Source organism: Algoriphagus halophilus (assembly GCF_900129785.1).
Taxonomy (GTDB): domain Bacteria; phylum Bacteroidota; class Bacteroidia; order Cytophagales; family Cyclobacteriaceae; genus Algoriphagus; species Algoriphagus halophilus.
Window position 1 is genome coordinate 394,991 of record NZ_FSRC01000004.1, and the last position, 21,387, is coordinate 416,377.

At 39.1% G+C, this 21,387-nt stretch carries 13 protein-coding genes; 9 read left to right on the forward strand and 4 right to left on the reverse strand.

What is annotated here, in order from left to right; all coding sequences use genetic code 11:
* Window positions 1-3 precede the first annotated feature (3 nt).
* Both BUR11_RS20725 and BUR11_RS20730 read left to right on the forward strand, forming a co-directional pair.
* Entirely contained in the window at window positions 4-3,051 is a 3,048-nt protein-coding gene (locus tag BUR11_RS20725; protein ID WP_074226932.1) for an efflux RND transporter permease subunit, read from the forward strand.
* Entirely contained in the window at window positions 3,048-6,245 is a 3,198-nt protein-coding gene (locus BUR11_RS20730) for an efflux RND transporter permease subunit (RefSeq protein ID WP_074226933.1), read from the forward strand. Before BUR11_RS20725 ends, BUR11_RS20730 begins: the two co-directional genes overlap by 4 nt.
* Window positions 6,246-6,266: 21 nt before the next feature.
* Here the strand turns inward: BUR11_RS20730 and BUR11_RS20735 are convergent, their stop codons facing one another.
* Window positions 6,267-7,427 carry an exo-beta-N-acetylmuramidase NamZ family protein gene (locus BUR11_RS20735; protein ID WP_234982210.1) on the reverse strand — a complete coding sequence of 387 codons (1,161 nt, stop codon included), beginning with the start codon at window positions 7,425-7,427 and terminating at the stop codon, window positions 6,267-6,269.
* A 232-nt stretch (window positions 7,428-7,659) separates the two neighbouring features.
* Between BUR11_RS20735 and BUR11_RS20740 the strand changes: the two genes are divergently transcribed.
* A complete protein-coding gene (locus BUR11_RS20740) occupies window positions 7,660-8,850 on the forward strand; it encodes a hypothetical protein (protein ID WP_074226935.1) in 1,191 nt (396 codons plus the stop codon).
* 52 nt (window positions 8,851-8,902) lie between these two features.
* Here BUR11_RS20740 and BUR11_RS20745 read toward each other — a convergent pair whose 3' ends face one another.
* Window positions 8,903-9,598 carry a porin family protein gene (locus BUR11_RS20745; RefSeq protein ID WP_074226936.1) on the reverse strand — a complete coding sequence of 232 codons (696 nt, stop codon included), beginning with the start codon at window positions 9,596-9,598 and terminating at the stop codon, window positions 8,903-8,905.
* 125 nt (window positions 9,599-9,723) lie between these two features.
* On the opposite strand from BUR11_RS20745, the gene BUR11_RS20750 reads away from it, so the two are divergent.
* Window positions 9,724-10,884: a glycoside hydrolase family 5 protein gene (locus BUR11_RS20750; RefSeq protein ID WP_074226937.1), complete on the forward strand. Its 1,161-nt coding sequence runs from the start codon at window positions 9,724-9,726 to the stop codon at window positions 10,882-10,884.
* A 68-nt stretch (window positions 10,885-10,952) separates the two neighbouring features.
* Here the strand turns inward: BUR11_RS20750 and BUR11_RS20755 are convergent, their stop codons facing one another.
* Window positions 10,953-12,290, reverse strand: coding sequence for a DUF5723 family protein (locus BUR11_RS20755; RefSeq protein WP_074226938.1), 1,338 nt, complete (start codon window positions 12,288-12,290; stop codon window positions 10,953-10,955).
* A gap of 68 nt (window positions 12,291-12,358) precedes the next feature.
* Complete coding sequence (locus BUR11_RS20760; RefSeq protein ID WP_074226975.1) at window positions 12,359-14,368, reverse strand: alpha-ketoacid dehydrogenase subunit alpha/beta; 2,010 nt, start codon at window positions 14,366-14,368, stop codon at window positions 12,359-12,361.
* Window positions 14,369-14,738: 370 nt separating this feature from the next.
* Here BUR11_RS20760 and BUR11_RS20765 point away from each other — a divergent pair, with 370 nt between their 5' ends.
* From BUR11_RS20765 to BUR11_RS20785, 5 genes are all read left to right on the forward strand, one after another.
* The gene (locus tag BUR11_RS20765; RefSeq protein WP_074226939.1) at window positions 14,739-15,833 is read left to right on the forward strand and encodes a hypothetical protein; all 1,095 of its coding nucleotides are present in this window, start codon (window positions 14,739-14,741) and stop codon (window positions 15,831-15,833) included.
* A gap of 165 nt (window positions 15,834-15,998) precedes the next feature.
* A complete protein-coding gene (gene rimO / locus BUR11_RS20770; RefSeq protein ID WP_074226976.1) occupies window positions 15,999-17,312 on the forward strand; it encodes a 30S ribosomal protein S12 methylthiotransferase RimO in 1,314 nt (437 codons plus the stop codon).
* 207 nt (window positions 17,313-17,519) lie between these two features.
* Window positions 17,520-18,776 (forward strand): toxin-antitoxin system YwqK family antitoxin, encoded by a 1,257-nt coding sequence (locus tag BUR11_RS20775; protein ID WP_074226940.1) that lies wholly within the window; start codon window positions 17,520-17,522, stop codon window positions 18,774-18,776.
* A 273-nt stretch (window positions 18,777-19,049) separates the two neighbouring features.
* Window positions 19,050-20,213 (forward strand): hypothetical protein, encoded by a 1,164-nt coding sequence (locus tag BUR11_RS20780; RefSeq protein ID WP_074226941.1) that lies wholly within the window; start codon window positions 19,050-19,052, stop codon window positions 20,211-20,213.
* A gap of 97 nt (window positions 20,214-20,310) precedes the next feature.
* Window positions 20,311-21,306, forward strand: a complete 996-nt coding sequence (locus BUR11_RS20785; protein WP_074226942.1) for an adenosine kinase — start codon at window positions 20,311-20,313, stop codon at window positions 21,304-21,306.
* Window positions 21,307-21,387 lie beyond the last annotated feature (81 nt).

Here is a 21,387-nt window from a genome sequence, read left to right on the forward strand (position 1 = left end):
GCCATGGTTAGATTTTTATTGGCCAGGCCTATTGCTGTTTTTATGACTTTTATGGCTTTGATCGTGTTTTCGATTATTGCCTTACGCCTTCTTCCTATTTCTTTATTACCGCCGATAGATGTGCCACAAATCGTGGTCAAAGTGAATTATCCCAATGCATCTCCAGAAGCCATCGAACAAAATGTTCTTCGCCCTATTCGAGAGGGGATGGTGACTTTAAATGGCTTGGAAGATATGGACTCCAAAGCGGGTTCAGAAGTGGGAACAATTCGGTTGACATTTGATTATAGCACTCGAATGGAATTGGCTTACATTGATGTCAATGAGAAGATTGATCGCCTGACAAATAGTTTTCCGCAGGATTTGGGACGACCTGAGGTGATTCGGATTAATACATCAGATATTCCTGTGGCTCGGGTACAAGTCATTCCAAAAGAAGGGATTGATGAAGTGGAAGTCAGCCTTCTTTCCGAAAATGTGCTAAAAAAGCGGATCGAGCAATTGCCTGGGGTTTCTTTGGTGGATATCAATGGCAAGAAGGAGCGGATCATCACCGTTTCCCCGAATGCCGATGTATTAAACTCCTTGGGATTGACTCAGGAAAATTTAACCCAGGCGATTAGTTCTGGAAATTCAGATCTCAGTGGTATTTCAGTAAAAGATGGACAGTTTAGGTACTATTTACGGCTAGCCACCCGTGTGAATTCACCTTCAGATATTGAACAATTACCAGTAAGAGCGCCCTCTGGAGCCATTATCCCTTTAGGGAAATTGGCAGAAGTGAAGTATGAAACCAAGGAAATGCTGGGCTACCATTTATATGGGGAGCAGGAGGGATTGGTCATTACAGTTCATAAACAGGCTTCTGCCAAGATGAATGAACTAATGCCGGAATTGAAAGCTGCATTGGAGCTTTTTGGAACGGATTATCCCCAGGTAAATTTTGAGCTGACTCAAGATCAATCCAATCTTCTCAATGCAGCTATTTCCAATTTGGAAACCAGTTTGCTTTTTGGGGGGATATTTGCATTTGCGGTATTGTTTTTATTTATGAAGGATTATCGATTGCCGCTGATTATTGGAGTGAGTTTGCCCTCTTCCTTGGTCATTAGCTTTTTGGTATTCTACTTTTTTGACCTTTCCATCAATATCATTTCATTGTCCGGACTTGCACTTGGAATTGGGATGTTGATTGATAATGCCATCATCGTGCTTGATAACATTACTAGAAAAAGAGATGCTGGATTGTCGATTTTTGAAGCCTGTGTGGAGGGTGTAAATGAAGTGATGGGAGCCTTGATCAGTTCGGTGATGACCACCTTGGCGGTATTTGTACCCTTGGTATTTCTAAGTGGAATTTCTGGAGCCCTGTTTTTTGACCAGGCGGTAGCGGTAACGGCGATTCTTTCGGTATCCTTGGCTGTTGCATTTATTCTGTTGCCCATGCTCTACCTTCTTCTGTTCGGTAGGAGTAAGAAAGCGATGGATAAAGAAGAAGGACCTTTCTTCCGTGGGGTTTTAAAAGTCTATGAATCAGGATATCGTCGGATTACAAAAAACCGAAAATTGGCATTTCTGTTTTTTGCCATATTGATCCCCCTTGGATTGGGAATCAGTCAGATGTTAGAAACTGAAGGTTTGCCTGAAATTGAAAAATTGGATGCAACACTGGAAGTAGATTGGAATGAACCCATTTCCGCCATAGAGAACAGAGATCGGGTATTAACCATGGTCAAGCAACTCAATGGGAAGTATGAACAGGTTGAGTCAGATATCGGCGTTCGTCAGTTTTTGTTATTTGATGGGGAAAACTCTATCCAACAAGCATTTCTTTATTTCTTATTTCCCGATCAGGAATCCAAGTCCAATCAAATGGAGTCTTTAAGGACTTTTCTTAAAGAAAACTATCCGGTAGCAACTTTTACATTGGGGGATGCTCCCAACGCCTTTGATCAGCTTTTTAATTCAAGTCTACCCTATTATGAGGTACGATGGAAAGATCTTGCATCAAAAAAGCCGGTAGAAGAAAAGCAGATGGATCCATGGCTTAGTCAGTTCCCAACAGAAAATTGGGAAAGAGGTCCAGGTTTGCAAAAAGAATCCTCTGTCGTGTTTACACTTCGAGCAGATAAGTTAGCTATCTATCAGATTCCAGTGAGTTCTGTCCAGGATCAAATTTCCAAGCTTTTCGGGAGTTACACTATCACAGATATCAAACGATTTGGTGAAATCACTCCTATTAAACTTAAAGAGCCCAATGCACGATTTGAGGACTTGCTTAGAACGACGAGAATTTCAGCATCTGACAGTGCTTCCTATACCTTAGGAGAGTTCATAGAATATGAATACGAGGATCATTATAAATATGTAACTGCAGACAAAGGAGGGATTTACCAGTCTGTGTATTTAAATGGAGCTAATCCCGAACGGCTTCAAAGTTCGATTTTCCAATGGGGAGTGGAAAAGAATTTGAGTATTGAAATGGCTGGCCAGTATTTTAAGGATAGAGAAAACCTTATCCAGTTGATTTCAATATTGATGATTTCTGTGTTGCTACTGTATTTTATTTTGGCAGCACAATTTGAAAGCTTTATTCAACCACTTATCGTGGTATTTACGTTGCCTTTGGGCATAGGGGGAGCGTTTTTTGTGCTTTGGGTTTTTGGAGGATCTCTAAATGTTATGTCCGCCATAGGCTTAGTGGTGATGTTGGGAATTATGGTCAATGATGCCATTTTAAAGATTGATACCATCAATAGGCTTCGAGCAAACTATCATGCGGATGATTCCTTAACGGAAGAGGAAAGTCTGGAAAAAGCCTTGCATGAGGCAGGACAGATCAGATTGAAACCGATTATGATGACTTCGATTACGACGATTCTGGCCTTGATCCCTATTGTATTTAGCAGTGGTTTGGGAGCCGATTTACAAAGACCATTGGTTTTTGCAGTAATCGGAGGCTTAACTATCGGGACTATTACTGCCCTATATTTTGTGCCTTTGGCTTATTGGTTTTTTGTGCCTAAAAAGAAGAAAACGGTAAACGCATGACCCCATTTAGGATCATCATCGTATTTGTGTTGCTTTCCATCATGGGCTTTGCCGTGGTGCCTTTATTATCTGTGGATTTGGTTCCCAGAGAACGGGCTCCTGTTTTATCCGTACGATTTAATGTCCGAAATGCACCCCCGGAAATTGTAGAGAAATTAGCGACGTCCCCTTTGGAAGGAGCACTTTCCAGGCTCTCTGAATTAAAGAAAATCACTTCCGTATCTAACTATAACTCAGGGTTTATTCAATTGGATTTTGATAAAAAATCCGATATGGAAATGAAGAAGTTTGAGGTGTCATCCATCATCCGTCAGGTGTATCCCCAATTGGATCCATTAGTGGGATATCCTTTGGTATATCAAAGCGGAGAGCAGAGAGATGAGGAGAAATCTCCCATATTGACTTACAGTGTCAATGGTCCATTTGCTTCTTTTGAAATCAAGAAAATAACAGAGGATGTATTAAAACCGGCTTTGACCAAATTTGAAGAGGTGGAGGAAGTGACGGTCAGTGGAGCGAATGATTTGCAGGTGTATATTACTTTTAACATCCAAAAATTGCAGGCCTACGGAATCTCTGGCAGTCAATTAAGAAACTCTATTAATCAGGCCTTTGGAAGAAATTATCCAGGATCAGTCATCAATTCCAAAGGGGAAACGCTATTCGTTCAAGTAGACAGGTCCCTGAAGGAACTTGACCAGTTGGAGAACCTTCGAGTGGATCAAGTAGATGGAAAAGATGTTTACCTAAGAGATGTCGCTAAATTGACCTTGGAGGAATCTGAACCAATGAGTTATTACCGGATTAATGGGAATAATTCCGTAACCCTGTCTATTACCAGTCGGGAGGGAGTGAATAAGGTGCTCTTGGCTCAAAACCTAAAGAATTCCCTTGAAGATGCGCAGGCCTTATTGCCTCCAGGTTTTGAGGTGAGGCTTGAAACTGACGATACCGAATATCTGGAAAAAGAGCTAAACAAAATCTATAAAAGATCAGGTCTATCCATTTTGATATTGATCATTTTCATTTTTTTGATCAACAGAAATCTAAAGTACTTGTCCATCTTATTTGTGGGGATTGTAGCTAATATCAGTTTGTCTGCGATGATCCTTTACTTTTTGAAAGTGGATATTCATTTGTATACAATTGCAGGACTGACCATTAGCTTTGGACTGATCGTGGATAATGCGATCATTATGATCGATCATTTGCACAAGCATAGAAATCGAAAAGTCTTTTTAGCCTTACTGGCAGCATCTCTAACCACCATTTTGGCCTTGATGATCGTCTTCTTTTTGCCCGAAGAGGACAGGAATAACCTCACGGAATTTTCAATAGCTGTTTCAGTAATGTTGGGAATTTCCTTATTGATTGCATTATTTTTCACTCCGGCATTTTATCAGCTTCTTTTTAAGGAAAAGGTTAAAGAAGGAAGAAGGTTAACCATTCCAAAATTGAGGAATCGAGTAAAATACCTTCGCTGGTACCAATCAGGAATTGCATGGACAGCCCATTATCGGAAGACCTTTGTTTTTGGAATCATTTTGTTATTTGGAACGCCCATCTTTTTTCTCCCCGCTAAATGGGATGAGCATGAATGGTATAACAAGACAATAGGAAATACCTTTTATCAGGAAGAAATCAGACCTTATGTAGATAAAGCTTTAGGAGGATCTCTTCGAATGTTTGTTCGGGGTACTTATGAAAAATCCAGCTATCGGGAACCTGCAAAAACCAGGTTGTATGTTTCTGCAAGACTCCCTTTTGGGAATACGCTGGAGCAAATGGATTTTATCATGAGGGAATTCGAATCCTACCTCAAAGGGGTGGAAGGAATCGATAAGTTTGTGACTTCAGTACAGTCAGGACAAAGAGCCAATATCCAAATTACATTTAAAGAAGCCTATGAAAATGGAGCACTTCCCTATCAGCTAAAAGGGAAGTTAACCGTGAAGTCTACTGATTGGAGTGGGGCAAATTGGCAGATTTATGGAGTAGGTCAAGGCTTTTATACAGGCCCTGGAGGAGAGCAAATTCCTTCTTTTACGGTGGAGATGAAGGGGTATAATTTTGATGAATTAGAGCGACAAGCAAATGTATTGGCGGAGAAATTACTTGCTCATAAACGAATCCAAGAAGTCAATACCAATGAACGACGATATTATGAACAAAAAACAGAGGAGTTTGTCCTTCGCCTAGATCAGAACCAAATAGCCTTGGGAGGTACTAATCAATATGAAATAATCAATGCGCTACAAGAGCTTTCTAAACCCCAAGGTGCAAATGGACTTCTTACCATAGAGGATAAGAATTATCCTTTATTGGTAAGGGAAAAAGAATCACCTTCATTTAGCCGATTCGATTTGGAGAATAAAGGATTGATTAGCGGTGAAAATAAAATTTTAAAAATATCCGATTTCGGAACCCTTGAAAAAGAAACGACCACCAGCGCCCTAAATAAAGTGGACAGGCAGTATGTCCGAATTGTTTCCTTTGAATATATGGGCTCATACAAATTTGGGGATGAGTATTTGGAAGAGGTGCTTGAGGAAATGAAACAAGTCATGCCTATTGGGTATGAGGCTAAAAAGGATAGTAGATACTTCAGTTTTGAAAGAGAAAAGCGAAAGTATAGCCTTTTGGGCTTTTTGATTATCGGTATCTTTATGATTTGCTCAGTGCTCTTTGAAAATCTGAAACAACCCATTTACATCATTGTAATCATACCGATCAGTTTTATAGGTTTGTTTTTAATATTTTCTCTCTTTGATTTTTATTTTGATCAAGGGGGATATGCCGCCTTTGTGATGCTGGGAGGACTGGCTGTAAATGCAGGGATCTTTGTGATCAATGATTTAAACAATAGGCAAAAAGGGCTTTACAATAGAAATGTGTTGAAGTCTGTAGCGGGAAAAGCTATTCCGATCCTATTGACCGTATTGTCCACTTGTTTTGGTTTGATTCCATTTGTCATTGAAGGTCAGAATGAGATCTTCTGGTTCTCATTAGCTATCGGAACAATCGGTGGACTTACATTTAGTATGTTGGGTGTGTTTTGGGTACTACCAGTATTGCTTTGGAAACGGTCCATACCCATTCGAAATAGTAAGAAAATTGCTTCGGATGAAGTAGAAGCACAGCCCAAAAAGAAAAGGCCAAGGTTTAAAATTGGAAAATTCTGGAAAAGGAAATAAAAAAAGTAAAAAAGGGCCGCATCAAGGATATAACAAATAGCCTTTTCTCATCTTTTTATAGTTACTTAAACCCGGTTCCCAACTGGCTCTGATTTCTTCTTCAGAAGCACCTGAAATAATCTGTTGACGAAAAAGGCCTGACCCGATTAATTTTTCTATGGTGCCCATTTGATTGCTAAGACTGGAATCAAAGAATTTCTCTTTATGGGGATGGATCTTATAAAGGTCCATAATCCAGGTTAGATTGATTTGTCCTCTTTTTCTTAATTCATCTGTATCTACTTTTCTCAAATCAATCCCATAACAGACTTGATCCATGAATAAGGGCGTTTCAGCCATTCCTTTGATTCCAGTAGGGGTGTAGGAAAATTCATAAATCCCTTTTAATTCCGGGCTACCTAATACAGTAAAAGGGAAATACGTTCCTCTTCCGTGATTCAGGTAGACCCCCTCAAACATACAGGTAGAGGGATATAAATGTACGGCTTGCTGGGTATTTAAATTCGGTGAAGGTGGCACGGGAAGAGTATATTCCATGTCATGATTATAATTGGCAACCTTGATGATTTTTAATTTGCATTGAACGCTGTTGGTCAGCCAACCTTCTCCATTTGCCATTTGAGCAAATTCAGCTACCGTCAACCCATGAGACATGGGAAGAGGGAACATCCCAATTCCTGACTTATACTTCATATCCAAAATAGGGCCGTCAATAAGATAGGCATTGGGGTTCGGGCGATCCAAAATCATGAGTTCCTTTCCATTTTCTGAACAAGCCTCCATTAACCGGGAAAGGGCGTTGATATTGGTATAGAACCTTACTCCAACATCCTGTAAATCATAGATCATAATATCCACATCAGCCAAATCCTCTTTGGAAGGTTTGTTTTTCTTGCCATAGAGAGAAATGATCGGAATACCGGTTTCCTGATCTATTTCATCACTCACCTTAGCTCCAGCACTGACATTGCCTCTAAATCCATGTTCCGGTCCAAATACCTTTACCACTTTCACCCCCAAGCTCATCAAAGTATCGACCAAGTGGGTTTTTCCAATAATGGCCGTTTGATTCGCCATGATCGCCACTCTTTTTCCTTTTAAATATGGGACATATAGATCTGTTTGTTCTGCTCCGGTTTTGATTGCTTGAGATTGCCCTATTGAAGCTAATGGAAAAAGCATTATAAAAATTAAAAAGATTAAGATCCTAGAGATCATTGAAAGGGCAAAAGCTTGACGATTGAAATGACGGGTAGTGTTCAAGGAGGTTGTATTAAAATGAAAAGTTAAAATAATGACAAATGATAAGGTTTGTCCAGGTAATTTGAATTTCCTTAAAAATTAATTCATTAGTATGTCCTATATTTTTCTTTTTTTGAGACTAACCAGTACATGCTACTTTACAGTTTTTAATATGAAAAATCGATTTGCCATTCTACATTTTATTTTCCTTTTTCTATTTTTTTCTTGTTCGGGGTCCTCTGAGGAGGAAACGGTTACGGAAGAAAATTACCTTCGTGAATTTCGATTTGAGGTAGTGGATTCTGTAATGGTTGATGCATTGGAAGTTTTGGTTGCATTGGATTATGATCAGGAAAGTGATCGTTTCTTGCTCAAAAAACAGCGTGAAGGGAAAGTATATGTGGTCGATTCCAAGGGAGAAATTCTTCAAACAGCCGATTTGGGAGGAGAAGGGCCAAATCAGGTAGGGGTTTTCACAGACGGGCAATTTTTAGGATCAAACGGCTATGTTTTCAAGGATTTTTCACCGACGATGGATTTCCATCAGTATGACTTTGATTTTCAAAAAGTAAAAGTTCATACCGGTGCGGCCGTAGGAATCAATGCGTTGGTAATCAACTTTTATAGGCAAACTTTTGACGCGCTTACCATAAATGGAGAGCCTTATTTATTAGGAGAAGAAATCAACGCCTATGATGCCGGTGAGATTAACGGAAATAAAATTGGAGCCGCCTTTTATGAAAGGGCAACTACGGGGTTCCTCTTAAATTTGAATCAAGACTCAATTCAAAGAATTAATCTTTTTACAGAGGATTGGAAGCCAAGGCGGGAAAAAATATGGGTAGGGAACAGTTTGCCTAGTATAGCCTCTGACTCCAAAACCAAATCAGCCTTCGTACTTCCCACTAAAGGCAATCAATTGAGTTTTTTTAAGGTGAGCCCTAGTGGATTGGAGTTTCAAAATAGCATTGAATTGATTCACCCGTCGCGTGAAGACGCAGAAATTAATGCGGACCAAGATGACTTGACCTATCCAGGATTTGATAATGTTAGAAATTTGGGAGAATACCAGTTGGTATCTTTCAATACAGCCATTCCAGAAGATGTTTTGAATGGGATCAAAGCAAAAGCTGGCGAAAATTATTACAGTGACCCTGAATTTACGGAGGCTATGGATTTGTATAGAAATCCAAAGTATATCTTAATCAAAAATGGAAAACAGGTAGGTGTGATCAATGAGGATCCTCAAGAAGGAACGATCAATTTGGGCCTTCCGGATGGAACTGTGCTCGTCAAAGCGGCAGATGGGGAAATTGAGCGGGATTACAATTTATTTTATAAAATGAAGGTTGTAGAGAAATAGAAGAAAGAACTTTCAACCAAAGCAAGGTTAAAAATAATCTTACCCCCATCCATTACCTGAAAGCATCATACACTACGATCCCGATTGATGCATTGATGAGCTGAAGAGGGCTATAGCGAGGATGGTATTCAAATTCTCCATTTCCTTTTGTGGGGATATATTCTGTATCTTTTTTGGTAAGAAACCTCATGGATTCCCCATCCTGATAATTGATTCTTAGATCAAGTTTTATAAATTCTGAGCCGGGAATTGGTATGAGAAGCCCTCCTCCAACTTTGTAGCCTAGTCCCCAATCTTCCATATCCTTTCCCACTTCTACTTTTTCCTCAAAAAGAGAAGGGCGGATTTTGAACCTGGAGTAAAGGTAGTTCGCGCCGACTTGTATTTCTAGGTAAGGGGTAAGTTTGCTGCTTGTTGAGGGGAGAAATCGGAATACTGCCATTCCTGATAAATAATTGTTATTTCTCCTTAGCCTGAATTCATCATTAAAACCTGGATAAAGGTCATCCCTTTTTTCCAGTTTAGAGCCATAAATTCCATACCCCAGCTCGAACCCTACTTGAAAAGGCTGATTGTAAAACTCATATAAGACTATACCTGAAATAGTAGGAAACATCACTCGGTCAACCTCTGACTTCAGTTTTGAAGTGGGGAAACCACCATTCAAATGAATTCCACCTATGAAAAATTGAGCTTTTAAACTTGTACAACTAATTAAAAAGAAGATGATAAGTAATGTTTTTCGCATAGGGATTAATACGGAACATAGAGGTTGGTTTGTTTAAGTTATTCAAAATACTATTCATGAGTTTTTGATTTAATAAGTACTTAAAAGGACTTTAGTATCTTAAGTTTCCAATAACAATTCAAGGTATGTTTAGCTCAGATTCCCGGAGAGACTTTTTAAAAAAATCCATGGTCATGGGTTCTGGTATTGGTATATTGGGAGGAGTCCCTATGCAGGCAATTGAAGAAATGACCAAACCAAAAAATAAACTGCCTGCATGGAAAGGATTTAACCTTTTGGACTTCTTTTCTGATCATCCTGATCGTGGAAGGCCTACCAAACCAGAATATATCCAATGGATTGCAGATTGGGGTTTTGATTTTGTACGGATCCCTATTTCTTACCCTAGCTATTTATCCATTGATAGGAGCAGAGCAATTCGCCCGGATGAAGTTTTGAATTTTGATGAAGCCCGCTTGGAAAAAGTAGACGAACTAGTGGAGAGGTGCCATAATCATGGCTTGCATGTCAGTTTGAATCTTCATAGAGCACCTGGGTTTTGCATCAATGCAGGATTTGTGGAACCCTTTAATCTCTGGAAGGATCAAGAAGCATTGGATGCATTTTGTGCTCACTGGGAAATGTGGGCTAAACGATATCGAGGGATATCCAAAAAGAAGTTAAGCTTTGATTTGGTTAACGAGCCATTTCAACGTGAAGATCCCAATGATCAACATAGTCCAGGTGGTCCCGTCAATGTGGAGGATTATCATAGAGTAGCAGAAGCCGCTTTAGTAACTATAAAATCTGTAAAAGAATCTCGATTAGTAATTGCAGATGGGAATGGGGGAGGAGGAATTGCCGTGCCGGAACTTGGGGATTTAGATCTTGCACAAAGTTGCCGGGGATACCACCCCTTTCCTATTTCTCATTACAAAGCAAGCTGGGTATATAAGGACCCCGAAAATATTCCACCGGTAAATTGGCCATTAAACCAAGGGGATAAAGTGTGGGCGATTGATTCAATTCGGGAATACTATGCGCCTTGGAAAGCACTGATCGAACAGGGAATTGGTGTCCATTGTGGGGAATGTGGAGGCTATAACAAAACTCCACATGATGTTTTTCTTAGTTGGTTTGCAGATGTGTTGACCGTTTTGGGCGAAAACAAGATTGGTTTTGGGATTTGGGAGTTTTCAGGCGCTTTTGGTGTGCTGAATTCCGGAAGGGAAGATGTGGAGTATGAAGATTGGTATGGAGAAAAGTTGGATAGGAAGTTTCTTGAGTTATTGAGATCTCAAATTTGATTGAATTAGGTTTCTTTTCCCTAATTCGCCTCTATTTGACTATTAAATGTAAGTTGTATTGGTGGTTTCTATTTTTTATAAATAGGGATTTTTACTCCACCATAAATATCAACACTGTTGTTATATTTCCTTAATAGGTTTGAAAGGATACTTCCGGATCCCATAATAAAAGGTCCAACTCTAAACCCTAGTCCCCAATTGAGCGCTGAATCATATTTTCTAACACCCACTGGACTAAATAGGCTAAACCATTTGCTTTCAAATCTAGGTGTAACCAAAAAGGTATTTGTTATCTGACTTAAGGGAGCAAAATTATTTGTTCTCAGCGAAATGGCTCCTTGTGCACTAATATGAAATTTTTGACTTAAAACGAAATCTCCATAAACCTGAAGGGCTGTAGGTAATCCAATTTTTACTGTATTCCCAATTTCAGTACCTTCAAAATTATCTTCTATTAGTTCAATAATTCCTGAATCAGATAATTTTGAAAAGTCAATAGTCCCGTCCAATAAATATAAATATTGTGAGGATTTACTATACTTAATTGATCCGATGTCAGTGAGGGATGCTCCTAGCTTAAATCTATAGGAAGTGCTTTTATCGATCATATGATCAGGGTGGTACTCATAAACAATTCCTAAATCACCTCCGAATCCGGAACTAATGTTGGAAAAACTTACATCGTTATCTCTTCCATTGGTAGTATATCCAAAATTTAAGTTTCCAGAGGTAGTTAAGGCCTGTAAGCCTGCCAAATAATTGGCTCCAATTTCTCCACTGTAACCATAAATTCCTCCTGCTCCAAATAGGTATTTTAAGGTGACTCCAACTTTTAGAAGAGAGCGATTTTTATTGAGTACTATTCTTGAATAGGAACCTCCAATTTCTCCCCAGGCATGGATAATACCGTTCACATCTTCCATGTCAAAATTGAAGTTCTCATCATAAGTGCCTTCAGTAGTTAATTTATAAAGTTCACCTCCTAAATTATGGAGATTAAAGAAAGACCTTACTCTGGTGGTTAAAGCAACGCTATTGGATTCATCTATATTAAAAAGAACAGATGGTCCTAATATATCTAAGTTCCCAAAAAAATTATTGTGCTTGGTTGGAGTGGTTTCGAATTTAGGGTCAAAACTTAGGTCACTAAAAGTTAGCCATTCTTTTATGGATGATAATTCTCTCCAATTGATATTTAAATAATCACTTCCTACATAGGTACTGACAGAAAGAATATTTATGTCAACTTTCATCTTGGTGCCAGCAGTATTGGCGGGGTTCATGGTAATGGAATGGATTCCTTCCCGATTATCGATCTGACCGCCTAAAAATGATTGGGAATAAACAGAATGAGAAAAGCCAATAAAAAGGAATGAATAAATAAAGAGGAGAAAACTTTTTTTCATTGTAAATAAGTCTGGTTTACAATATCCTGAGAAATAGTGATTTGAAAAAGCATTTTAATGCCGTCCTCTCAATATTCAATTAAAGAAGTTAATTTTTCCCTAAATCTTTCCACAGGCAAAAACTGTTTTTCAAGATTAGGAGAAAAAGGAACAGGCGTATCCAAGCTTCCTTCCCGCATAACTGGGGCATCTAAATAGGTGAAACAATGCTCAGAAATCCATGCACAAATCTCTGCTCCAATGCCACCCGTCAAACAATCTTCCTGCAAAAAGATAACTTTGCCAGTCTTTTTTACAGTTTCTTTCACCGCTTCTTTATCCCAGGGCAAAAGCGTTCTGAGGTCTAAAATATCAGCGTCTATTCCAAGTTCAGACGCTGCTGCTGATGCCCAATGGACCCCCATTCCATAAGTAATAATGGAAACTTGGTCTCCTTTCTTGATAAGGTTCGCTTTTCCAATTTCTACTGTATAATACTCATCAGGTATGGATTCGCTAATAGATCGGTAAAGTCCTTTATGTTCAAAATACAAATATGGGTTTGGGTCCTCAAAAGCAGCATTGAGTAAACCTTTGGCATCGTATGGATTGGAAGGATACACAATCTTTAAACCTGGTGTATGAAAAAACCAGGCTTCATTGGATTGGCTATGAAATGGCCCTGCCGCCATTCCTGCACCCGTTGGCATTCGGACTACTACATCTGCCTGTTGACCCCACCGGTAATGTATTTTAGCCAAGTTGTTGACGATTTGGTTGAATCCTACAGAGACAAAGTCCGCAAACTGCATTTCTACCATGGCTTTATACCCATTGATAGCTAGTCCTAAGCCTGCTCCAATAATAGCGCTTTCGCACAAAGGTGTGTTTCTTACACGTTCTGCTCCAAACTCTTTTTTAAAACCATCTGTGATTTTGAAAACACCTCCATATTCTCCAATATCTTGACCCATTAAAATTAGTTTTGGGTATTTCATCATGGATTCACGAAGGCTGTCACTGATTGCATCAACCAATCTTTTTTCTGAAGTAGGAGCTACGGTTTTAGGATTTACAACTTCTTGAGTAAAGGGAGCATACACATCCTGCAATTCAAATTCCAAGGAAGGCGAAATCGGAGCTTCTGCAAAGGCGATTTCTAGAGCATCGTTGATCTCCTTTTTTACTTTTTTATTGATTCGATCTTTGACCTTGTCAGATAGAATTCCAGTTTCCTCGAGATACTTTTCATAATTTTCTACCGGATCCAACTTGCTCCAATCCTCCATCAGTTGAGAGGGGACGTACTTTGTTCCAGAGGCTTCTTCATGTCCACGCATCCGGAAAGTAATCGCTTCTACTAAAACTGGCCTTGGGTTTTTCCGAATATCCTCCGCAAGCTTTAGGATGGTGTCATAAACTTCCAAAACATTATTTCCCTGTACTCGAATGGCCTCCATTCCATATCCTGGACCCTTTTCAGTAAAATTCTTAAAGGCAAACTGCTCTTCGCTTGGCGTTGATAATCCATATCCATTATGTTCTACCAAGAAGATGACCGGGAGCTTCCATACTGCAGCTACATTCAAGCCTTCATGAAAATCACCTTCCGAACTTGCTCCATCTCCTGTAAACACAAGGGTGACTTTCGGTTCATCCGAAAGCTTATGTGCCAGAGCAATTCCGTCAGCAATCGCCATTTGAGGGCCTAAATGAGAAATCATTCCTACGATGTGATGGTCTAAACTTCCAAAGTGAAAGGAACGATCACGTCCCTTGGTAAAGCCCGAAAGCTTTCCTTGAAATTGGGCGAATAGTCTCTCTAACGGGATGTCTCTTCCAGTGAAAATCCCCAAGTTTCGGTGCATGGGTAAAATGAACTCCTGAGAATCAAGTGCATGGACAGCCCCTATGGAAATAGCTTCTTGTCCCCAGCCACTAAACCATTTGGTGATTTTTCCTTGGCGAAGAAGGATGAGCATTTTTTCTTCAATCCTCCTAGGTTTGATTAAAGATTCATAGAGAGAAAGGAGAAATTCATCCGAAAAGTTTTTCCTGTCAAAAGTCAGGCAAGAAGCTTGATTGGTTGCTGTTTCCATGGTCATTGGATTTCCTATCTAAGGTACAGGATGACACGAATTCCCCAAAGTTTCTTTCCAAGCAATTGCATAAAAAATGCCCCGAAAATAATTCGGGGCATAAAAAATAAATGCAAGGAGTTAAAAAGTGTTTGCTGTATGTTTCAAAATTAGGAAATGGATTTCTCCTACTACGAAATGATGCGTTAAGGTTCTTTTATCAAAAAGTTAAGCCCGTAATTTATAGGTAATATTGGGCCGTTAGTGTGCCTGATTTTTTGTTAAATCATTGGAATAGAGCTGCAGAATAGAGTGCTTTTAGATAACATGGCGATAAATCTTGTCCCAAAGGATTTTTGTGGACTTAATACATTTGAGCTATCTTAAATCCATGAGATCCAATCTAGCCCTATTTAGTATCTTTTTATTGTCCTTTTTATCAGTCAGTTCTTTTGCTCAGTCGACAAGGAATACGAAGGTGGAAATAAAAGGAAATCAATTTTTGATCAATGATCAGCCCACCTATCCAGGAAGAGTTTGGAAAGGGAACAAAATAGAAGGCTTATTGATGAACTCAAGGATGGTTCAAGGGATATTTGATGATCTCAATCCAGAAACCATCAAAAACTGGGAATACCCGGATACTCAAACTTGGAATCCGGATAGAAATACTCAGGAGTTTGTAGGCCAGATGCCCATTTGGAAATCCTTTGGTCTTCTTTCCTTTACGATCAATCTACAGGGAGGAAGTCCATTTGGCTATTCTCAAAATCAGCCTTGGATCAATTCTGCATTTACTGAAAAAGGGGAATTGCGAGAAGCCTATTTCAATCGATTGGAAAAAATATTGGACAAGGCAGATGAACTGGGAATGGTGCCTATTGTGGGATTATTTTACTTCGGTCAGGATGAAGTTCTCCAGGATGAACAAGCTGTAATTCATGCGGTTGAAAATGCGATAGACTGGATTTTGAAGAAAGGCTATCAAAATGTATTAATTGAAGTCAATAACGAATGCAATGTCAGGTATGATCATGAGATCCTACAACCCGAAAGAGTCCATGAATTGATTGAGTTGGTAAAAAAAAGGAGGTGGAAGGGTCGGCGACTGCTAGTGAGTACCAGTTATGGAGGAGGTACGGTGCCAAAAGAAAATGTGATCCAGTCAGCCGATTTTATTTTGCTTCATGGGAATGGAGTGAAAGATCCTAACAACATTACCGCCCAAGTCGAAGCAACTAGAAGGGTAGAGGGGTATACCGATCAGCCTATTGTATACAATGAAGATGATCATTTTGAATTCGATCAGGAGCTGAACAACTTCACCGCTGCTACAGCTGCTTATGCTTCTTGGGGATTTTTTGATTATCGGATGAAAGATGAGGGATTTGAAGCAGGTTATCAAAGCGTACCGGTTGATTGGGGAATCAACTCCGAACGGAAAAAAGGATTTTTTGAGCTACTCAAAGAGATAACGGGGTATTGAGTGAATATAAAATGGATAATTAAAAATTAGTATCCTTGGCTTTTTACAAGTTAAGTACCTCAAGCTTAAGTTCATTTGATTGCTCAAATTCTTAAATTTTAAATTCAAAAAAGTGCGGAGCTACTTTTTTGTCTACCTTTGCAGCTTCAAAAAAGAAGGAAATCTGTGAAAGCTAGAACTCTTAAGAAAGACAAAGTAAATATCATCACCATGGGTTGCTCCAAGAATCTGGTAGATTCAGAAGTTCTACTCACCCAACTCAAAGGGAATGGGATCAATGCAAGTCATGAATCCAATACCGATGATAATAACATTGTCATCATAAACACCTGTGGGTTTATTGATAATGCAAAGCAGGAGTCGATTGATACGATTTTACAGTATGTCGATGCCAAAGAGCAAGGTTTAGTGGATAAAGTATATGTGACTGGATGTCTTTCTCAACGCTACAAAGATGATTTGGAGAAAGAGATTCCTCAAGTGGATGCATTTTTTGGCACCCGTGATCTGCCCGCTATATTGAAGAAGTTCAAAGCAGATTACAAGCATGAATTGGTAGGGGAGAGATTGTTGACTCATTCATCTCATTATGCCTACATGAAGATTTCTGAAGGCTGTGATAGGCCATGTTCATTTTGTGCGATTCCTTTGATGCGTGGAGGCCATATTTCCAGACCAATTGAGGAATTAGTAAAGGAGGCGGAGCACAAAGCGGCTGGAGGCACAAAGGAATTACTACTGATAGCCCAGGATTCAACATATTATGGTTTGGACCTGTATAAAAAGAGAAATCTGGCAGAATTGATGCGTAGGCTTTCTGATGTCAATGGCATTGACTGGATCCGTTTACATTATGCCTATCCAACGGGGTTCCCAATGGATGTGATCGAGGTGATGAAGGAGCGTGATAATATTTGTAATTACCTGGATATTCCACTTCAACATGGCTCCACAGATGTGTTGAAAGCCATGCGTCGTGGAACAACCCGCGAAAAGCAAGAAAACCTGATTCACAGTATCCGTGATATTTTACCGGACATTGCTATTCGAACTACCCTGATAGCTGGACATCCAGGAGAAGGTGAGAAGGAATACCAGGAGATGGTTGACTTTGTGGAGCGAATGAAATTTGAGCGCTTGGGAGTGTTTACTTATTCTCATGAAGAAAATACCCATGCATTTTCTATGGAAGATTCCATCCCTCAGGAGGTGAAGCAAGAGCGGGCAAACCACCTGATGGAGATTCAGGAGCAGATATCTTTTGAATTGAATCAGGATAAAGTTGGCAAGACTTTCAAAGTTCTAATAGATAAGAAAGAAGGCGGGCATTTCGTAGGACGTACAGAATATGATTCAGTAGAAGTGGATAATGAAGTCCTGATCGATGCATCGAAACATTATTGCCGAGTGGGAGATTTTGTCCATGTGAAAATCAATGAGGCGACAGAGTTTGATTTGTATGGAGATGTAGTCGAATAGGCAGAATCCCGCTTTTTAGGAAGCGGGATTTTTTATTATTAGTTATTGAAAAATAGTTTTTAAACTTTTTGAAAGTCTTTCTATTTGGGTTTAATGGAAATAGAAAGGGAAATCTTTTTTTTGGGAATGTCGTAACTTATTAATAATTAAGCATTTTAAATACTGAAAAGAGTTTTTTAATTTAAATCTTTTTAAAACCTTATCCCCATGTTAAACATAGTTCTTTCCATCCTTTTGAGTTTCTTATTTCAGGCTCCAGAGGAGCAAGCATATTTTTATTTCGGGAATGATAATCTCATTGGAGTCGGTAATCTCGTAGAGGGGAAAAAATCAGGAGAATGGAAAGTTTATTCCAAAACCAATCCAGTTTTATCTGATGATTCTAACTTTAACCAAGCGGATCCTGATGTCTTCAAAAAATATTTTAATCAGGAGATGCCTGCTTATGTAATCAATTTTATAAATGATGTCCCTGATGGGATTTTTCAGGAAAATTATCCTAGTGGAGCGATTAAAACCCTTGGCATATTTGAAAATGGAGTGTTAACAAAGGAGTTCAAGGAATTTTATGAAAATGGAGAACTGGAATATGCTGGGCGATTGGAAAGAGGAAAAAAGGAAGGGGAGTGGCATGAGTATTATGAGAATGGTCAAGTGAAATCATCTATTTCCTATGTTGAAGGATTGGCTGAGGGTGAAGCAGTTTATTATGATTCAGATGGGCGGATAGAGTCGAAACTTTCTTTCTCAAATGGCAAAAAAGATGGAGTCTATCAATCATTTTTTCAGGATGGTGAACTAAAGGAAAAGGGAACCTTTCAAGATGGTGTTCCAACAGGGGAATGGGTATCCTTTGATCCTGATAAAAACATTGAATTCCGTGGAAATCTTGAAGAGGGGGTTCGAAATGGGGAATGGATTGAGGAATTAGAGGTTATGATAGGATATTACAGGAATGGGAATTATGAAAAAGGCCTGAAAGAAGGAAGGTGGTTAGTGAGCGATACCGCAGGAAACCAAGTGCAAGTTGAAAATTATAAAGGAGGAAAGCTTATTTCTGTAATAGCACTCCAGCAAGGAGCAGGGCTTAAAAATGAATATTTGGTCAAGAAGGGGAACGGGCAACTTATTTTTTATGATGATCAAGGCTTTATTAAAGCGAAAGGAAAAGTGTCCAAAGGAGAAATAAATGGAAGGTGGAGCTTCTATTTCCCTGGTTCAGATAGACTTTCCTCCTCAGGAAGAATCGAATCATCAGAACGAATAGGAACTTGGAACTTCTACAGTTTTGAAGGTGAAATCATTGATCAAATAGTATATAAACCAGAATCAAAATTTGTAACTGGTACTAATACAGCAGAGGCTCTTCGAACCAATCATTCACTCCTAAGAAACGGTAATGATGCTTTGGGGACGGCATATAGCAAGTTCTCACCATTTGCACCCTTGAGAACTGTTTATTGATAGTGATTATTTTCGCGATTTGCTGCTTCTCCAGAAGCAGCTTTTAAAATATTTATGGGTGTCGATTTTAGTTGGATTTGGTTCTAGATTCTTTTTGTTCCTGAATCTGGAGAAGCAAGACAACGATAGAATTAATTGATAGCAATTATTCAATCTTTAATTCTTTTACTTCCTGTTTTGAGAGATCGTAAATCAGGGGTTTTATTTATAGATAGGAGGCGGTTTTTGCCCTTTCAAGTGATCTGCCTATTTTAGCAGCCTAAAATCCCCTAAATGAAGTTAATCGAAGTAACCACTCCGGCCCAGCAAAAGGAATTTATCCAAATGGCCGTAAGGCTTTACAAGGACGAGAAAAACTGGATCAGACCATTGGATGCTGATATTGAAGGACTTTTTCATCCTGAAACAAACAAACTTTTTAGGAAAGGAGCTAAAGCCAAAAGATGGCTTTTGGAGGATGAAAAAGGGCAAACTATAGGAAGGGTTGCGGCTTTCATCAATCCAAAGATGAAAGAAAAACAGCCTACAGGTGGATTGGGATTTTTCGAATGTATTCAAAACCAAGAAGCTGCATTTTTACTTTTTGACACAGCAAAAGCCTGGTTGGAAAGTGAAGGAATGGAAGCCATGGATGGGCCGATCAATTTTGGAGAACGAGATAAATGGTGGGGGCTTTTAGTGGATGGGTTTTCTGAGCCAAACTATAACATGCCTTGGAACTTTGGCTATTATCAGGAATTTTTTGAGAATTACGGCTTTCAGATTTATTTCAAGCAATACACCTATATGAGGCCTGTTCAGAATCTCGGTTTTGATGATAAAATGATCAAAAGGGCCAACCAGATCATTGCGGATCCAGATTATGAATTCAGATACATTAAGGGGAAGGAGCTACAGGAAAAGGCCCCGGAATACTTTAACACAGTGTATAATAAGGCTTGGGCTCGACATATGGGCAAGACCCTTGCTTTAAAAGAAACACAACTGATGTTCTCTAAAATGAAACCTATTTTAGATCCAAAGTTGATCTATTTTGGATTCTACAAAGGAGAACCGGTTTCAATGTTCATCCAAATTCCTGAAATCAACCAGATTTTTAAACATGTGAACGGGAAAATGGATTTACTGGGAAAATTGAAATTCCTTTGGTATAAAACATTCTCTCCACCCAATAAAATGCTGGGTTTGGTGTTTGGAGTAGTTCCAGAACATCAAGGTAAAGGGGTAGAAAGTGCGATGATCATTGCTTATGATAAAATGAGCAATCAGCCTTCTTTCCCTTATAAAACTATAGAGATGAATTGGATAGGTGACTTCAACCCTAAGATGATGCGCGTTTGTGAACAGTTATTGGCTGAAATCTATAAAACACATCATACTTATCGATATTTGTTTGATAGGACAAAGCCATTCGAACGACATAAGATATTTGATTGATTGCCTCTGGGAATCAAAAATGAAAAGCAACTCATGAGCTTTGACTGTAGAAGCTCATCAAACTTGAAATTCAAAAAAAAACTTTCCAACTATAATAATGAAGAAATACGACGTGACGGGCATAGGAAATGCCTTAGTAGATATTGAGTTTAAGGTAAACGACCAATTTTTTGAAGCCAATGGGGTGGAAAAAGGATTGATGACCCTGGTGGATGAGGATAGACAAAATGAACTCATGCAGGTAATTGACACCCAACAAGCAAAAAAGCAATGTGGAGGATCTGCGGGTAATACAGTGATCGCAATTAGTCAATTTGGCGGGAAGAGTTATTATTCATGTAAAGTTGCCAATGATGAGTTTGGGCATTTTTATATGAATGACATGAAAAATGCGGGGGTCAACCATAACCTCAATGAAAGCAATCTAGTGGAAGGGATCACGGGCAAATGTTTGGTGATGGTTACGGAAGATGCGGAGCGTACGATGAACACCTTCTTGGGCATTACGCAAACTTATTCGATTGATGACGTGAATGAATCGGCAATTAAAGATTCGAAATACCTTTATATTGAAGGGTATTTGATCACTTCCGAAAATGGAAAACAAGCGATGAAACATGCAAAGAAAATCGCGGAGCAAAATGGTGTGAAGGTGGCTTTGACTTTTTCTGATCCTGCTATGGTTAAGTACTTTAAAGACCCCATGACAGAGGTGATTGGTGCGAGTGTAGATATGCTTTTCACCAATGAAGAAGAAGCATTGATTTTTACGGGGAAGGATAATCTTTTGGAAGCCAGGGAAGAGTTGAAAAAAGTGGCTAAACACTTTGTGATTACCCAAGGTAAAAATGGAGCCATGATTTTTGACGGTGATACCTTCATTGATATTGAACCCTATGAAACTACGGCAATAGATACCAATGGAGCCGGAGATATGTTTGCGGGGGCATTTATGTATGGCATTACTAATGGACATAGTTATGCTTCCTCTGGTAAATTAGCTTCTATGGCCAGCTCAAAAATTGTAAGCCAATTTGGACCAAGACTTGAATGGCATCAAGCAAAGGATATTCTAAATCGCTTGAATCCTTGAAAATACAGACCGGGTTAAGCTTTTTGACCCGGTTTTTTTATTATTCTTTAACACCAGATGTTTCAAGAATTCAACTATATC

Bases quoted from the DNA above. Each gene is read 5' to 3' on its own strand.
- BUR11_RS20760 (WP_074226975.1), bottom strand. From the start codon at position 14,368: ATGGAAACAGCAACCAATCAAGCTTCTTGCCTGACTTTTGACAGGAAA.
- BUR11_RS20775 (WP_074226940.1), top strand. From the start codon at position 17,520: ATGTTAAACATAGTTCTTTCCATCCTTTTGAGTTTCTTATTTCAGGCT.
- BUR11_RS20735 (WP_234982210.1), bottom strand. From the start codon at position 7,427: ATGCTTTTTCCATTAGCTTCAATAGGGCAATCTCAAGCAATCAAAACC.
- BUR11_RS20750 (WP_074226937.1), top strand. From the start codon at position 9,724: ATGTTTAGCTCAGATTCCCGGAGAGACTTTTTAAAAAAATCCATGGTC.
- BUR11_RS20755 (WP_074226938.1), bottom strand. From the start codon at position 12,290: ATGAAAAAAAGTTTTCTCCTCTTTATTTATTCATTCCTTTTTATTGGC.
- BUR11_RS20730 (WP_074226933.1), top strand. From the start codon at position 3,048: ATGACCCCATTTAGGATCATCATCGTATTTGTGTTGCTTTCCATCATG.
- BUR11_RS20785 (WP_074226942.1), top strand. From the start codon at position 20,311: ATGAAGAAATACGACGTGACGGGCATAGGAAATGCCTTAGTAGATATT.
- BUR11_RS20725 (WP_074226932.1), top strand. From the start codon at position 4: ATGGTTAGATTTTTATTGGCCAGGCCTATTGCTGTTTTTATGACTTTT.
- BUR11_RS20740 (WP_074226935.1), top strand. From the start codon at position 7,660: ATGAAAAATCGATTTGCCATTCTACATTTTATTTTCCTTTTTCTATTT.
- BUR11_RS20780 (WP_074226941.1), top strand. From the start codon at position 19,050: ATGAAGTTAATCGAAGTAACCACTCCGGCCCAGCAAAAGGAATTTATC.
- BUR11_RS20745 (WP_074226936.1), bottom strand. From the start codon at position 9,598: ATGCGAAAAACATTACTTATCATCTTCTTTTTAATTAGTTGTACAAGT.
- BUR11_RS20765 (WP_074226939.1), top strand. From the start codon at position 14,739: ATGAGATCCAATCTAGCCCTATTTAGTATCTTTTTATTGTCCTTTTTA.